The organism is Methylobacterium thuringiense, assembly GCF_022179645.1.
Lineage (GTDB): Bacteria > Pseudomonadota > Alphaproteobacteria > Rhizobiales > Beijerinckiaceae > Methylobacterium > Methylobacterium thuringiense.
This window is the reverse complement of the sequence record NZ_BPRA01000016.1, coordinates 15,863-30,886: the sequence shown is the minus strand read 5'-3', so window position 1 is coordinate 30,886 and position 15,024 is coordinate 15,863. Positions and strand designations below refer to the sequence as shown.

Genomic DNA, 15,024 nt, shown 5'->3' with positions numbered 1-15,024 from the left:
CCGAATTCCGGCCGAAAAGGAATGCTTAACCACGATCGCTCTAAGTCCTAGAGACAGGCCCCGGGGAACCAGACGCCCGCCGATGCCGACACGCGCCCGCCCGTTTCCGACCGTCCTGCTCGCGCTGGCGCTCTCCGCCAGCGTGCCGGCATTCGCCCAGGACAACGACAAGCTACGCATGGGCGCGGTGGCGATCGGAGCCGAACTCGCCACGCAGGGCACCGCGACCACCCTCACCCTGATCCTGTCCAAACCCGTCGAGGCCCGCGCCTTCGTGATGGAGCGGCCGGACCGGGCGGTGATCGACCTGCCGGAGGTCAACTTCCAAATCGGCCCGGAGGCCGGAATCAAGCGGGAGGGCGTCGTCACCTCCTACCGCTATGGCCTGTTCGCGCCGGGCCGCTCGCGCATCGTCGTCGATCTCGCCGGCCCGGCCGTCGTCGACGGGATCGAGACGAAGACGCGGCGCGACGGCGCGACGCTCCTGTCGATCGCCTTCAGGCGGGCCGAGCGCGACGTGTTCCGCAAGGCGGCCGTCGCGAGCGACCCCTCGCCGTCGCTGCGCAAGACCCTTCCGGCGGAGGCTGTCGACAGTCGTCCGCTCGTGGTGGTCGACGCCGGACATGGCGGCACCGATCCCGGCGCCATCGCCAAGACCGGCGTGCTCGAGAAAGACATCGTGTTCGGCTTCGCGCGATCGCTGGTGGAGCGCCTGAAGGCTGGGGGTCGCTACCGCGTGACCATGACCCGCGACCGCGACGTGTTCGTGCCGTTGGCCGATCGCGTCCGCATCGCCCGCGAGGCCAGGGCCGACCTGTTCATCTCGATCCATGCGGATTCGATCTCGGCCGCCCCGCAGGTGAAGGGCGCCACGATCTATACCGGCTCCGAGAAGGCGACCGACGCCGAATCCGCCAAGCTCGCGGAGCGCGAGAACAAGGCGGATTCCGCCGCCGGCACCGACTCGGCCGTCGGCCCGGCCGACGTGTCGGACATCCTGCAGGAGCTGACGCTGCGGGAGACCCGCGGCTTCTCCTCGGGCTTCGCCCACCGCCTGATGGGCCAGCTGTCGCCGGTGATGGAGATGAGCGGCAAGCCCCATCGCGAGGCCGGCTTCGTGGTGCTGCGCTCGCCCGACGTACCCTCGGTGCTGGTCGAGCTCGGCTACCTGTCGAGCAAGAGCGACCTCGAGAAGCTGCAATCCGAGGAATGGCGCACCAACGTCACCGGCTCGATGGCCAAGGCCGTCGACCTGTTCTTCGCCGGGCGCAACACCTCGGCCCAGCCGATCGGCGCACCGCCGAGCACCACCGGCTCGGTGCCCTTCGGCAAGGGCAGCGCTTTCACCGGCTCGGCCATGACGATGCCGCGGTTGGGCGGGTCGCGGTAGAGGTCGCCGCAGTTTCACCATAGAACCGGTGTCGATACGGGCTCGATCAAGCCCGGTCGGGCCGAAGCCGCCGAATGGCTCGCGACCGCGCCGACGCACACAGCCTTTGAGGCCGCATCCACTACCGGCCGGCCCCGCGGGGCCGTCGGCGGGCGGCCAAGCGACGGAACGGACATCCGGATGCGATTCATCCTGCGGTTCTTCGGGATCCTGTTCTCGGCCGGCGCCGTGCTGTTCTGCATCGCGGCGGCCGTCGGCGCGTTCTTCTATTGGAAGTACAGCCAGGACCTGCCGGACCACGCCGCGCTCGCCAATTACGAGCCGCCGGTGATGACCCGCGTCCACGCGGCGGACGGCTCGATGCTGGCGGAATACGCCCACGAGCGCCGCCTCTACCTGCCGATCCAGGCGATGCCGAAGGTCATCGTCGCGGCCTTCCTCTCGGCGGAGGACAAGAACTTCTACAAGCACGGCGGCATCGATCCCGAGGGCATCGTGCGCGCCCTGGTGACGAACCAGGCCACCGGCAAGAAGCAGGGCGCCTCGACCATCACGCAGCAGGTCGCCAAGAACTTCCTGCTCTCGGCCGAGCAGACCTACGACCGCAAGATCAAGGAGGCGCTGATCGCGCTCCGGATCGAGTCGGCCTACTCGAAGGACAAGATCCTCGAACTCTACCTCAACGAGATCTTCCTCGGCACCATCGTCCCGGGCCGCAACCTGCACGGCGTCGCGGCGGCCTCGCTCGATTACTTCGGCAAGTCGGTCCATGAGCTGACCATCAACGAGGCGGCCTATCTCGCCGCGCTGCCGAAGGGGCCGAACAACTACCACCCCTACCGCAAGACCCAGGCGGCGCTGGCGCGCCGCAACGAGATCATCGGCCTGATGGCCCAGAACGGGTACATCACCAATCAGGAGGCGGACGACGCCAAGAAGAAGCCGCTCGGCATCAACCCGCGCGTCGCCTTCCCGAACGCGGCCGTCTCGAACTACTTCACCGAAGAGGTCCGCCGCGAGATCGCCGAGCGCTACGGCCAGACAAAGCTCTACGAAGGCGGCCTCTCGGTGCGCGCCACCGTCGACCCGAAGATGCAGGCCTGGGCCCGCAAGGCGCTGGTCGACGGCCTCGTACGCTACGACCAGTCCCACGGCTGGCGCGGCGCCGAGCACAAGGTCGACCTGACCGGGCGCGACTGGGGCCTCGCCGTCTCCGAGGTGCCGGTGCTCGGCGATATCGCCCCCTGGCGTGTCGCCGTCGTCCTGAACACCCAGGGCGGCAATGCGCAGATCGGCCTGCAGCCACGACGCGAAGGCGGCGGCGCCGTCAGCAAGGACCGCGAGACCGGCATCATCGGCGCCGACGGCGTCAAGTGGACCGGCCGGGGCGTCGCCTCGGCGCTGAGTTCGGGCGACATCGTCTATGTCGAGGCCATCGAGGGTGGAACCGGACGCTACCGCCTGCGCCAGAAGCCCGAGATCTCCGGCGCCATCGTCGCGATGGACCCCTATACCGGCCGCGTGCACGCCATGGTCGGCGGCTTCTCCTACGACGAATCCGAGTTCAACCGCGCGACGCAGGCGATGCGCCAGCCCGGCTCGTCGTTCAAGCCGATCGTCTACTCTGCGGCGCTCGACAACGGCTACACCCCGTCCTCGATCGTGCAGGATTCGCCGATCACCATCGAGGCCGGTCCCGGCCAGGAAGCCTGGAGCCCGTCGAACTACGACGGCAAGTCCGGCGGCCCGCATACGCTGCGCTACGGCATCGAGCACTCGAAGAACCTGATGACGGTGCGCCTCGCCAAGGACGTCGGCATGCCGCTGATCGCGGAATATGCCCGCCGCTTCGGCGTCTACGACGATCTGCTCCCCGTGCTTCCGATGTCGCTCGGCGCCGGCGAGACCACGGTGCTGCGAATGGTCACCGCCTATTCGATGCTGGCCAATGGCGGCCGCCGCATCAGGCCGACGCTGATCGACCGGATCCAGGACCGCACCGGCGAGACCATCTACCGCCACGACAACCGCAAATGCGTCGGCTGCGACGCGGAGAAGTGGTCGGGCCAGGACGAGCCGAAGCTCGTCGACGAATCCGAGCAGGTGCTCGATCCGCTCACCGCCTACCAGATGGTCTCGATCATGGAGGGCGTGGTCCAGCGCGGCACCGCGACGATCCTGAAGCAGATCGGCAAGCCGCTCGCCGGCAAGACCGGCACGACGAACGACGCCAAGGACGCCTGGTTCGTGGGCTTCTCGCCGGACCTGGCCGTGGGCGTCTATCTCGGCTTCGACAAGCCGAAGTCGCTCGGCGACCGCGCCACAGGTGGCGGGCTCGCTGCGCCCATCGCCCTCGACTTCCTCAAGGTCGCCCTCAAGGACAAGCCGCCGACCCCGTTCCGGGTGCCGCCGGGAATCAAGCTGATCCGCGTCTCGGCCGGCTCCGGCACCCGTGCCGGCTCGGGCGAGGGCGCCGGCACGATCCTCGAAGCCTTCAAGCCGGGCACCGCACCGCCGGACGCCTACGTCGCCCAGCCCGACGCGCCGACCATGGTGCCCGAGGGCGCCGGCGCCGCCGCGCAGACCGGCGGGGTCTACTGATCCCGACAGGGGCCGAGCGCGACTCGTCCTGCGTCGCGGTGCAGCGGCGGCCTTCCGCCGAACGCGCCGCCCTGAGACGGCTTCCGACGGAACCGACAGGTCCGCCTCCGTCCTTGCGAAAGCAGGCACCGGTTGTTTCGATGCCCGATACAATCAACCAGAAACGGCATGAGCCGGCGGTACATCGGAAACTATTCGACCGGGCCTGAGGAAACTTCGACAAATCGGATCGAAGGATTTGTCGGAAACCCGACATAGTCGTATGTTTGTCCCATCACCGGCCAACGATCTTGGGCGCCGGTGGCTGAGAGTTGCGTGTGCTCCCGCCTGTCCTGCGTGGAGCCTGCCATAGCTCGTTTCTTCTTCAACGTCTTCGACGGCACCGGCACGACCGACACGGACGGAACCGAACTGATCGACTGGCAGCAGGCCCGCCGCGAGGCCATCCGCATGGCCGGCCTCATCCTGATCAACGAGGGCGACAAGCTTCAATCCGGCAACGGCTGGACGATGGAGGTCAGCGACGAGGCGGGGCTCGTCCTGTTCCAGCTCGAGGTCCGTTTCATGGAGACGCCCGTGGTGGCGATGCAGACGGACGATCAGGTGCGTTCCACGTTGCCGCGACGCTGACGCGACGGCATACGTTCGAAACGGTCCCTCACGACGGCCAGGACGCGGGCCGCCGCGGAACCGACTTGGTTCGTGACGACCTGCGCCCCGCATCATCCCGTCATCGGGCTGTCTCGGCCATGCCTCCGGCGGAGAACCGCAGGGATCGCGGCGCTTGCGATCCTCCCTCAGACAGATGCCTTGCGCGCCATGGCGAGGTCGGCCAGCGCCCCGATCCGCATGTTGCGGGCCGGGGCATCGATCATGAAGCGCTCGGCGATCTCGCCGATCACCACATCGGGCCGGACCTCGGCCAGATAGTCCCAGTCCATGCTCGTCGACCACAGGAAATGGACCTCGCGAAACCTGTCGGCGAGGAATGGCGTCAGCGTCGCCACCGGGCTCATGGCGCTGTGCTGCGCATAGGAATCGCCGAAGATCACGATCCGGCGCGGATCGGCCTCGGGGTCGTCGTTGCGGAAGACCGCATGGGCGCCGATATGCGCGTCCATCGGCCGGCCGGCGGCCTCGAAATGGCTCAGCAGGCCGTTGGCGTGGATGCGCCGCGCCGCACTCTCGAACCGGCAGTTCTCGACCGTCTCCACCGGCATCGGCGTGAGCTTGGTCGCGAGATCCCCGGAATACGAGAACGTCTCCTGCAGCCGCCGGGCGGCGATGTCGTCGCGGGGCGCGACGTCGAGGCGGGCGAGGATCGTGCGGTAGGCGAGATCGCAGCCCGCAAAGGTCCAGTGCGTGTCGGTGCGCCGGTAGAGCGGAACCTCCCAGCGCGCCGCCCGCATCGGGCCGACGAGATCGACCAGCGCCTTCGCGCCCGCCGAACCGCGCAGCCAGCGCCGGAGCCGCAGCGCCGGAGCCCGCTCCGGGTCGAAGGCGAGGCCATCGACGGCGTCGTGGTAGATCGTGAGCTTCTCCGGCGCGACGACGTGGAGATAGGCCGCCCCGAACCGCGCGCTCCGCCGCACCCGCTCGGCGAGATGACTCCGCCACCGCCACAGCGTCCGTCGCGAGAAGCCCGGCCTGCCGAACTGGTCGAGGACGCGGTTGCGGCCGCCGGTGAGGAAGAGCCAGCCGTCGCGCCCGACATGCACCTCGGCAGCAGAGGAGGAGGGCGTGGCGGCGTCCTGCTGTCGGGTGGCGAGCATCGGCTCCGTCGCGTGTCTCTCACGAAACGCCCGGTCATCGGGCGTGATCCCACGACTGCAACGGTGACGCGAGAGTTTCGTGGGAAGCACTTAGCCGCGGGCGCGCATCGAGGCCAAGCGCCCGTGCCGAGGGCGATGCACGCCGCGGTTTTCGAAGGGACGGGCGTCAGAACGACGCCCTGACCCCGCCGAACACGCTGCGGCCGTTGCCCGGATAGAACGCCACCGGGCCGCCGGCGACCGTCGCCGCATTGGTCACCACCGAGATGTCGGAGACGTAGCGGGCGTCGGCGAGGTTGCGGGCGTCGAGGAACAGCGAGATGCCGTTGGCGAAGTCGATGCCCGTCCGCACGTTGAACAGCGCGTAGCCCGGCACCTTCAGCGAATTGGCATGGTCGGCGAAGGCACCCTGCGGCACCCAGTCGATCGAGGGCGCGAGGTAGAAGCCGCCCGGCTGCGTGTAGGTCACGATCGTGCGCAGCACGTCCTGCGGGATGCCGGCGATCCTGTTGTTGCCGAAGGTCGGGTCGTTCACGAAACGGAAGTCGTTATGCGTCCAGACCTGGGCGACGTTGAGCGTATCGCCGAGGCCGGTGAGGTCGCGCAGCACCTCCACGGAGACCGCCGCCTCGACGCCCTGGTGGACCGTGCGCGGCGCGTTGAAGGTCGCCGCCGGGATGTTCAGGCCGGGATTGATCGCGAAGTTGATCAGCTCGTCCCGGATGTCGGCCCGGTACAGCGTCACGTCCCAGGTCAGGCGGTCGATGCGCCCGCGCGTGCCCGCCTCGTAGGTCCAGGCGCGCTGGGCCTGGAGCGGTACGAAGGTGACGCCGAGGGTGTTCATCTGGGCGAGGTCCGAGAAGTCGGGCACGTCGCGCGAGCGGGTGACGTCGCCGAAGACCTGGATGTCCGGCAGCGGCTGCCAGAGCAGGCCGACCTTCGGGTTGACGCCCTCGTAGGTCACGTTGCCGAAGCGGGCGGCCGGGCTCGCCGGCAGGCCGCCCTTGTTCGAGAAGGTGCGGTTCGAGGAGAACGCCTTCAGCCCCGTCATCAGCGCCACGTCGGGCAGGAACCAGAAGCGGTTCTCGCCATAGGCCTCGTAGTTCGAGGCGCTCTGGAGGGCGTTGACGGTCTGGGCCCCGCTGCGGCCGGCGATGTTCACGAACTGGTTCGCCTGATTCACCCCGGCAAACGCCCGCAAGCCCAGGATCGTGTCGTTGCGAAAGCCGGCGACATCGAAGGTTCCGGACCAGTGCGGCGAGATCCCGTAGGTCAGGCCGTCCTGGTCGATCACCTGGAAGATCGGGTGGTAGAGGTTCTTGTGGATCACCCAGGAATCGACGTCGAGGCGGCCGACGTCGAGTTCGAACGCGGTGCGGTTGGCGAGCCGCTCGGTCTGGACCTTGCGCGATTGGTTGCCGGTGATGGCGCTGGGGTTGGCGAGCCGCGGGTTGTTCAGCGCGTCGGACAGGCTCAGCGTGCCCGGCAGCTTCTGGTCGGTGAGGTAGATTCCCGCGTAGAACCGCGTCTCGATACCGGGGGCGATCTTGTAGCCGACATTGGCATTGAAGTTCTGTGTGCGCTGGGTTTCGTGGCTCCGGTAGCCGTCGGAATTGGTGATCGTCGCGTTGATGAGCGCGTCGACCGGCCCTTCGATCCGCGACATCTGCACGTTCTCGCGGATCGTGCCGAAGCTGCCGCCGTCCACGCGAAAAATGTTCGGCGCGAAGGCGGTGTAGGCGGTAGGCGTCACGAAGTTGACGGCGCCGCCGAGGGTGGTCGCGCCGAAGGTGAGCGCGTTGCCGCCCTTGTAGACCTCGGCCGAGCGCAAGGAGAGCGGATCGACCTGGTAGAAGTCGCCGCTGCCGTCGGCGAAGTTCAGCGGGATGCCGTCCTGCAGGAGCTCGATGCCGCGCAGGTGGAAGCCGCGCGCGATGCCCGATCCACGGATCGAGAGGCGCAACTCCTGTCCGTAGCGCTCCTGCACGAACACCCCGGGGGTATCCTTGAGGACGTCGCGCAGCGTGTTGGCGTAGCTGTTCTTGAACGCATCCGCATCGACGAAGGCGACGGAGCCGACGGTGGAATTCACCGCCCTACGCTGCTCGGCGACGCTCGGAACCGTGAGAGAGCCGCCCCCCGCCGGGCCACCGCCCTCGACGCTGAGTTCGGCAAGGGTGGTGGAGGTCTCGGTGGCGGGCACCGCGAGGGCGGCGGGCGAGGTCAGCAGGCAGCAGGCGAGCGCGCAGGCTCCGCCAGAACGGGAGAAGGGCATGGCTGGCTCCACGCCCGCGCCGCGCCCGCCACGAAAGGCGAGGGGCTGCGGGTCGTCGACAGAGGGATGGGGCGGGGCCGTCGCGCCCGGCCGGCGGCCGGGCGCAGGGAAACGGTCAGTGCTGGTGCTCGGCCGCAGCCGAGGCCGCGCCCTGCATACCGGGACCCTGGGCAGCAGGACCCTGCGCGCCGATCGGTGCGACCGTGAAGCTCACCGGCACCTTGCCGGCCCGCTCGAATTCGAGCGTGCCCTGCACCGTCTCGCCGGCCTTGAGGCCGTCGTGCAGGTCGAGGAACATCAGGTGCAGGCCGCCGGGCTTGAGCGCGACGTTGCCGCCGGCCGGAACCGCAAGGCCGCCCTCGACGGGCGCCATCTTCATCACGCCGCCCTCGGTCGACATCGAATGGATCTCGCCCCGTCCCGCCTGAGGAATCGATGCGCCGATCAGCCGGTCGGGCTGGGCTCCGGCATTGCTCACGGAGACGTAGCCGCCGGCCACCTTGGCGCCGCCGGGGGTGGCGCGCAGCCACGGCGTCTCGATCGTGAGATCGCCCGCCTTGATCGGAGCCGGCGCGTCGCCCTTCGAACCGACCTTCTCAATCGCCTTGGCGGCGATGATCCTGACGCCCGGCGCAGGGGTCTTGAGATCGTGCGGATCCTGGCCCGCCTGCGGGATCTGCGTCCAGGCGATCCCGCCCTTGTCGGCCCCGCCGGCGCATTCCTGCTCGACGGGAAAGTAGACGGTGGCGCCCGGCGAAAATTCGTCGGTGATGCGGGCAAAGAAGGTGAACTCGTCGACCTCGTCGTCGCCGAGGCTGCCGCCGCTCCAGGTGATCGCGGTGACGCCCTCCGAGACCTTGCCGTGGAAGGACTGGTAGGCCTTGGCGTAGCTGCCCTTGGTGGTGCCGAGCTGCCAGCCGGGCTTCGGCATCGGCTTGGCGCCGATCACGCCCTCGGGGATCGTCACCGTGACGCGGGTCGTAGCCGCCCCCTCGCAGCCGTGCATGATCTGCACGACCCCGCGATAGGCTGCGTTCGGGCTGGCTTCCTTGCGCTCCAGCACGGCGTGGGCGCTTGCGGCGGAAGCGAAGGCGATGGGGAAGGCGGCGAGGAGGGCGGCCCGATAAAAGCGGTTCGACATGATGGAAAAATCCGGCGTCTGAAGGATCTGGAGCACGAAGGCGGTGCGATCGGTTCAGGCGGCGGGAGGCGCTCGGGCGCTGGCGAGGGTGAAGGGGGGCGCGCGGGCGGAGGCGAAGCCCTCCATCCGCCAGATCACGCGGACGACGCGCCGCGCCGGCCAGACGATCGACGTCATGGCGGAGAGCGGCGGCGGCGTGCCGGCGGCGGGATGCGCGGCCGTGCAGCAGCCGGCGTGATGGTGGGCCGGAGCCTGCGGCGTCGACGGATCGGCCCGCCCGGCCGCCTCGGCCTTGTCGAGGCAATGCACGTCGAAGGGCAGGGCGGACGGCGCTGCGGCGGCGGCCGAAGCCACGATCCCGCCGAGGAAGGCCTGCATCACGAGGGCATAGAGCGCCACGACGGCCGTCAGCACGCGCCAGCCGCGCACGCCTCCGCCGTCACCGATGCTCGCCCTGGTCATCGCCGTTTCTCTAGACCGGCCCTGGCCGTTCCGCCAGATCGCGCACGAGCCCATCCCGAAATCCATCTGAGCGTGCGGCCACGCACGGTCAAGCTGTGGCGCGCCATATTATAGCCCGGAGATCATGTGTTCTTAACGTGAGACCGACATCACAAGCGGTAGACGCATTCCGGCGCGTATCGGATCAGGCCGGATCCGTATTCTCCGCCCCCTTCCGGATCAGAGCATTGGATCGATGCTGAATCAGGCCTCCACCACCCGCCCCGCCTTCCGCCTCGGCCTCGCGCTGCTGGCCGGCTCCGCCGTGTTCGCGCTTCCCGCGCTCGCGCGCGATTCCGGCGACGGCGCCCAGGCCGAATGGGCCCAGGACTACGCCTCGCCCGCGACCATGCAGGTGCGCCGCTCCTCGACCCCGATCCTGTCGCCCCTGACCATCGAGGCGACCGAGCAGATCATCGAGAAGTATCGCGCCATCGTCTCCCGCGGCGGCTGGCAGCCGGTCTCCGGCGCAGCGTCCCTACGCGTCGGCTCGCGCGGCCCCGCGGTCGGGGCGCTGCGCCAGCGCCTGATCGTCACCGGCGACCTCGACGCCCAGGCCGGCGGCGGCGGCGTCTACGATTCCTACGTCGCGGCCGGCGTGAAGCGCTTCCAGGCCCGCCACGGCCTCAGCCAGACCGGCCAGATGAGCCCGGCCACGCAAGCGGCCATGAACGTGTCGGCCGACATCCGCCTGCGCCAACTCGAGACCAACCTGATCCGCCTGCGCTCCTATTCGGGCAACCTGGGCAACCGCTTCGTCATCACCAACATCCCGGCCGCCCTCGTCCAGACGGTCGAGAACGGTCAGGTCGTGACCCTGCACGCCGCCGGCGTCGGCAAGATCGACCGTCAGTCGCCGATCATGAACACCAAGGCGACGCAGATCAATTTCAACCCCTTCTGGACGGTTCCGGCTTCCATCGTGAAGAAGGACCTCATCCCCAAGATGCAGAAGGATCCGAACTACCTCACCGACAACAAGATCCGCATCTTCACCGGTGAGACCGAAGTCTCGCCGCGTTCGGTGAACTGGAACTCGGACGAGGGCACGCGCTACCGCTACCGCCAGGATTCGGGCGCCGACTTCAACTCGATGGGCGTGGTGCGGATCAACATCCCGAACCCCTACGGCGTGTTCATGCACGACACGAACTCGCGCGGCGTGTTCGGCGACGACTTCCGCTTCATCTCGTCAGGCTGCGTGCGCCTGCAGAACGTGCGCGAGTACATCACTTGGCTTCTCAAGGACACGCCCGGCTGGGACCGTGCCCATGTCGAGCAGGCCGTGGAGAGCGGCCAGCGCATCGACGCGACGCTGACCACGCCCGTGCCGGTCTACTGGACCTACATCACCGCCTGGTCGACGCCGGACGGCACGGTGCAGTTCCGCGACGACATCTACAAGCGCGACGGCGTCAACGTGCCCTCGACCATCGAGGCCCCGACCCCGGTGGCGAGCGCCGCCGCCACCACCCCGCAGCGCTTCGAGCAGTTCGAAGGCGGCGACGAAGAGAACTAGTTCTGGTGGTTTGCCGGGGTGGCTCGACCCCGGCGGCAGAGGCTTTGAAAGACCCGCGCTTTCGTCTAGGAGGCGCGGGTCTTTCTCTGTCCGGCCCGCGAGAAAGCAACGGATCTTTGGAAAGCAACGGATCTTGGCGCCCTTCCTCTCGATCGGCCTCTATCTCGCCGCGCTGCTCGGCGGCGTCGCCTTCGTCCTGCAGCAGACGGTCAATGCCGGCCTTCGCGGCGCGCTCGGCTCGCCGTTCTGGGCCGGGCTGACCAACTTCGTGGTCGGCGCCGTCGCCCTGGCCGCCCTGCTCGCCGCGATGCGCGAGCCGGTTCCGTCGCTGGACGCGGCCTCCCGCGCACCCTGGTACGCCTGGACCGGCGGCCTGCTCGGCGTCCTCTACATCGTCGGCACGATCCTCTTGGTGCCCCGCCTCGGCGCGGCGACCGTGGTCGGGCTGTTCATCGTCGGCCAGATCCTGTGCGCATTGGTCTTCGACCAGTTCGGGCTTCTCGGCGTGCCGGTGCGGGAGGTCGGAGCAGGGCGGCTGCTGGGCGCTGCGCTGATGATCGTCGGCGTGGGGTTGGTCTCTGCGTTCTGACGACGCTGCGGCGGCACGTCGCCACGCGCAAAAGGCGGTCCGCGGCTAATTTTTTTGAGCCTTGCGGCAAAAACCCCTGCGGTTGGCGGCCCTCGTGGCCGCGTGTACTAACTGCAATCTGAGAAACGCCCCCCGTGAACGCCCACGGGACGATGGGTGCGTTACGCCCGACAACCAAGAATGAGGCCATCCATGAGTGCCGGTACCGCTGCCGCCAACGATTCCACCAGCCAGTTCTTCTCCGCCCGCGTCACCGAGACCGATCCGGAGCTCGCCAAGGCGCTCGAACAGGAGCTCGGACGCCAGCAGCACGAGATCGAGCTGATCGCCTCGGAGAACATCGTCTCCCGCGCGGTGCTGGACGCTCAGGGTTCGGTGCTCACCAACAAGTACGCCGAGGGCTATCCGGGTCGCCGCTATTACGGCGGCTGCCAGTTCGTCGACGTCGCCGAGACGCTGGCCATCGAGCGCGCCAAGCGCCTGTTCGGTTGCGGCTTCGCCAACGTGCAGCCGAATTCCGGCTCCCAGGCGAATCAGGGCGTGTTCATGGCCCTCATGCAACCGGGCGACACCTTCCTCGGCCTCGACCTCGCCGCCGGCGGCCATCTCACCCACGGCGCTCCGCCGAACGTCTCGGGCAAGTGGTTCAAGCCGGTCTCCTACAGCGTGCGCCGCGAGGACCAGCGCATAGACATGGAGCAGGTCGAGAAGCTCGCCCACGAGCACAAGCCCAAGGTGATCATCGCCGGCGGCTCGGGCTATCCGCGCCACTGGGACTTCGCGAAGTTCCGTGAGATCGCCGACGCGGTCGGCGCCATCTTCTTCGTCGACATGGCCCACTTCGCGGGTCTCGTCGCGGCCGGCGTCCACCCGTCGCCGTTCCCGCACGCGCACGTCGCCACCACGACGACCCACAAGACGCTCCGCGGCCCCCGCGGCGGCATGATCCTCACCAACGACGAGGCGCTGGCCAAGAAGTTCAACTCGGCGATCTTCCCCGGCCTGCAGGGCGGCCCGCTCATGCACGTGATCGCGGCCAAGGCCGTCGCCTTCGGCGAGGCGCTCAAGCCCGAGTTCAAGATCTACGCGAAGCAGGTCATCGAGAACGCCAAGGCGCTCGCCGACACCCTGATGACCGGCGGCTACGACATCACCTCGGGCGGCACCGACAACCACCTGATGCTGGTCGACCTGCAGAAGAAGGGCCTCACCGGCAAGGCCGCCGAGGCCGCGCTCTCGCGGGCCGACATCACCTGCAACAAGAACGGCGTGCCGTTCGATCCGGCCAAGCCCACCATCACCTCGGGCATCCGCCTCGGCACCCCGGCCTCGACCTCGCGCGGCTTCGGCGTCGCCGAGTTCAAGCAGATCGGCGGCTTCATCGTCGAAGTGCTCGACGGTCTCGTCGAGAAGGGCGAGGGCGGCGATCCGGCGATCGAGGCCGCGGTCAAGGAGAAGGTCCACGCCCTGACCGCGCGCTTCCCGATCTACCAGTAGCCGCGGGCGCCCTTTCGGCGCCTCCGTCACCACGCTAGAAGCGGCCGCGGATCGTTCGTCCGCGGCCGTTTTCGTTTTCGACACTGAGGTTGCCGGCCGATGCGGTGTCCCTATTGCGGCGGCCCCGATACCCAGGTGAAGGACTCGCGCCCGAGCGAGGACGCTTCCGCCATCCGCCGCCGGCGCGTCTGCCCGGATTGCGGCGGCCGCTTCACCACCTTCGAGCGGGTGCAGCTGCGCGAGCTCACAGTGCTCAAGCGCTCCGGCAAGCGCGTACCCTTCGACCGCGACAAGCTGCAGCGCTCGATCGACGTGGCGCTCCGCAAGCGCTCGGCCGACCCCGAGCGCGTGGAGCGGCTCGTCTCCGGCATCACCCGGCGGCTCGAGAGCGGCGGCGAGGGCGAGGTGACCAGCGAGGCCATCGGCGAGGCGGTGATGGAGGGGCTGAAGGGCCTCGACGACGTCGCCTATGTGCGCTTCGCCTCCGTCTACAAGAACTTTCGCGAGGCGCAGGACTTCAAGGACCTGCTCGGCACCCTGGGGGACGTCGGCACGCTGCCCTTCGGCGATGCGCCCGAACCGGACGCCCCCCGCCCGCGCAGCCGCACGGCCCGGTCGCGCGCGTGAGTTTTTCGGAATCCGCGGATGATCTCCGCTTCATGCGGCTGGCCCTGGCGCTGGGGCGGCGCAACCAGGGCCGGACCTGGCCGAACCCGTCGGTCGGCGCCGTGGTCGTGGCCAATGGAGAAATCGTCGGGCAGGCGGTGACGGCGCCCGGCGGGCGTCCGCATGGCGAGCCGACGGCCCTGGCCATGGCCGGGGAGCTTGCTCGGGGCGCGACGCTCTATGTCGGGCTCGAACCCTGCTCGCATCACGGCCGCACGCCTCCCTGCACCGACGCGATCGTCGCGGCCGGGATCGGCCGCGTCGTCTCGGCGATCGAGGATCCCGACCCGCGGGTCGCCGGGCGCGGCCATGCCCTCCTGCGGGAGGCCGGCATCGCTGTCGAGACCGGCCTGCTGCGGGACGAGGCCGCGCGCGACCATCGCGGCCATATCAGCCGGGTGACGCGCGGCCGCCCGAGCCTCCACCTCAAGCTCGCCCGCACCCGCGACGGCTTCGCCGCGCATGCCCGCGACGAGCGCCTGCGCATCACCGGCCCGATCGCGGACGGCGCGGTGCATCTCTGGCGCGCTCATGCCGACGCCATCCTCGTCGGGATCGGCACGGTGCGGGCCGACGATCCGGCGCTGACCGTGCGGCTGCCGGGCCTCGACGCGCGCTCGCCGCTGCGGGTCGTGCTCGACTCGTCCCTGCGGCTCAACCCGGCCTCGCGGCTGGTGCGCGGCGCAAGGGAAGTGCCGACCCTGGTGCTCACCACGCGCTCCGCGCCGGTCCATGCCAAACGGATGCTGGCCTCCTTCGGCGTCGAGGTCCTGTTGGTCCCCTCCGATCCCGCCGGCCGGGTCGACCTGCACGCAGCCCTCGCGGCGTTGGCCGAGCGCGGCATCACCCGTCTGTGCAGCGAGGGCGGCCCGCATCTCGCCGACGCGCTGGCCGCCGCCGGCCTCATCGACGTGCTGACCCTGTTCACCGGTCCCGAGGCGCTGGGCCCCGCTGGCGGCCTGCCGGCGATCGGCCCGCATCTCGAAACGGCGATCCGCGATGGCCACCTGTGCGAAAGCGCGGCGCGGATGCTCGGCCCCGACCACGCCGTCACCTACGAGCGGAGAACCTGA

Annotated in this window: 12 protein-coding genes; 8 read left to right on the top strand and 4 right to left on the bottom strand. The window is 69.1% G+C overall.

Features of this window, described 5'->3' with window-relative positions; all coding sequences use genetic code 11:
- Positions 1-82 precede the first annotated feature (82 nt).
- The 3 genes from MFF07_RS17640 to MFF07_RS17630 all read left to right on the top strand — a co-directional run bounded on the left by MFF07_RS17640 (position 83) and on the right by MFF07_RS17630 (position 4,621).
- Positions 83-1,390, top strand: coding sequence for an N-acetylmuramoyl-L-alanine amidase (locus MFF07_RS17640; protein WP_147820261.1), 1,308 nt, complete (start codon positions 83-85; stop codon positions 1,388-1,390).
- A gap of 180 nt (positions 1,391-1,570) precedes the next feature.
- Positions 1,571-3,991: a penicillin-binding protein 1A gene (locus tag MFF07_RS17635; protein WP_147820259.1), complete on the top strand. Its 2,421-nt coding sequence runs from the start codon at positions 1,571-1,573 to the stop codon at positions 3,989-3,991.
- A 315-nt stretch (positions 3,992-4,306) separates the two neighbouring features.
- On the top strand, positions 4,307-4,621 hold the full coding sequence (locus MFF07_RS17630) for a DUF6894 family protein (RefSeq protein ID WP_238232504.1): 315 nt from the start codon (positions 4,307-4,309) through the stop codon (positions 4,619-4,621).
- Between the two features lie 167 nt (positions 4,622-4,788).
- On the opposite strand, the gene MFF07_RS17625 is transcribed toward MFF07_RS17630, so the two are convergent.
- The 4 genes from MFF07_RS17625 to MFF07_RS17610 form a co-directional block, all read right to left on the bottom strand.
- On the bottom strand, positions 4,789-5,763 hold the full coding sequence (locus MFF07_RS17625) for an alginate O-acetyltransferase AlgX-related protein (RefSeq protein ID WP_147820257.1): 975 nt from the start codon (positions 5,761-5,763) through the stop codon (positions 4,789-4,791).
- A gap of 166 nt (positions 5,764-5,929) precedes the next feature.
- Positions 5,930-8,038, bottom strand: a complete 2,109-nt coding sequence (locus MFF07_RS17620) for a TonB-dependent receptor family protein (protein ID WP_238232503.1) — start codon at positions 8,036-8,038, stop codon at positions 5,930-5,932.
- Positions 8,039-8,153: 115 nt separating this feature from the next.
- Positions 8,154-9,179 carry a copper chaperone PCu(A)C domain-containing protein gene (locus MFF07_RS17615; RefSeq protein ID WP_147820253.1) on the bottom strand — a complete coding sequence of 342 codons (1,026 nt, stop codon included), beginning with the start codon at positions 9,177-9,179 and terminating at the stop codon, positions 8,154-8,156.
- A gap of 54 nt (positions 9,180-9,233) precedes the next feature.
- The gene (locus tag MFF07_RS17610) at positions 9,234-9,641 is read right to left on the bottom strand and encodes a hypothetical protein (RefSeq protein ID WP_238232502.1); all 408 of its coding nucleotides are present in this window, start codon (positions 9,639-9,641) and stop codon (positions 9,234-9,236) included.
- A 235-nt stretch (positions 9,642-9,876) separates the two neighbouring features.
- Between MFF07_RS17610 and MFF07_RS17605 the strand changes: the two genes are divergently transcribed.
- The 5 genes from MFF07_RS17605 (at position 9,877) to ribD (ending at position 15,024) form a co-directional block, all read left to right on the top strand.
- The gene (locus MFF07_RS17605; protein WP_147818623.1) at positions 9,877-11,199 is read left to right on the top strand and encodes a L,D-transpeptidase family protein; all 1,323 of its coding nucleotides are present in this window, start codon (positions 9,877-9,879) and stop codon (positions 11,197-11,199) included.
- Positions 11,200-11,332: 133 nt separating this feature from the next.
- Entirely contained in the window at positions 11,333-11,788 is a 456-nt protein-coding gene (locus tag MFF07_RS17600) for a DMT family transporter (protein ID WP_147818622.1), read from the top strand.
- Positions 11,789-11,980: 192 nt separating this feature from the next.
- Complete coding sequence (glyA, locus tag MFF07_RS17595; RefSeq protein ID WP_147818621.1) at positions 11,981-13,285, top strand: serine hydroxymethyltransferase; 1,305 nt, start codon at positions 11,981-11,983, stop codon at positions 13,283-13,285.
- Positions 13,286-13,384: 99 nt separating this feature from the next.
- Positions 13,385-13,912 (top strand): transcriptional regulator NrdR, encoded by a 528-nt coding sequence (nrdR, locus tag MFF07_RS17590; RefSeq protein ID WP_147818620.1) that lies wholly within the window; start codon positions 13,385-13,387, stop codon positions 13,910-13,912.
- Positions 13,909-15,024 (top strand): bifunctional diaminohydroxyphosphoribosylaminopyrimidine deaminase/5-amino-6-(5-phosphoribosylamino)uracil reductase RibD, encoded by a 1,116-nt coding sequence (ribD, locus tag MFF07_RS17585; RefSeq protein WP_348641974.1) that lies wholly within the window; start codon positions 13,909-13,911, stop codon positions 15,022-15,024. The genes nrdR and ribD overlap by 4 nt, the downstream gene beginning before the upstream one ends.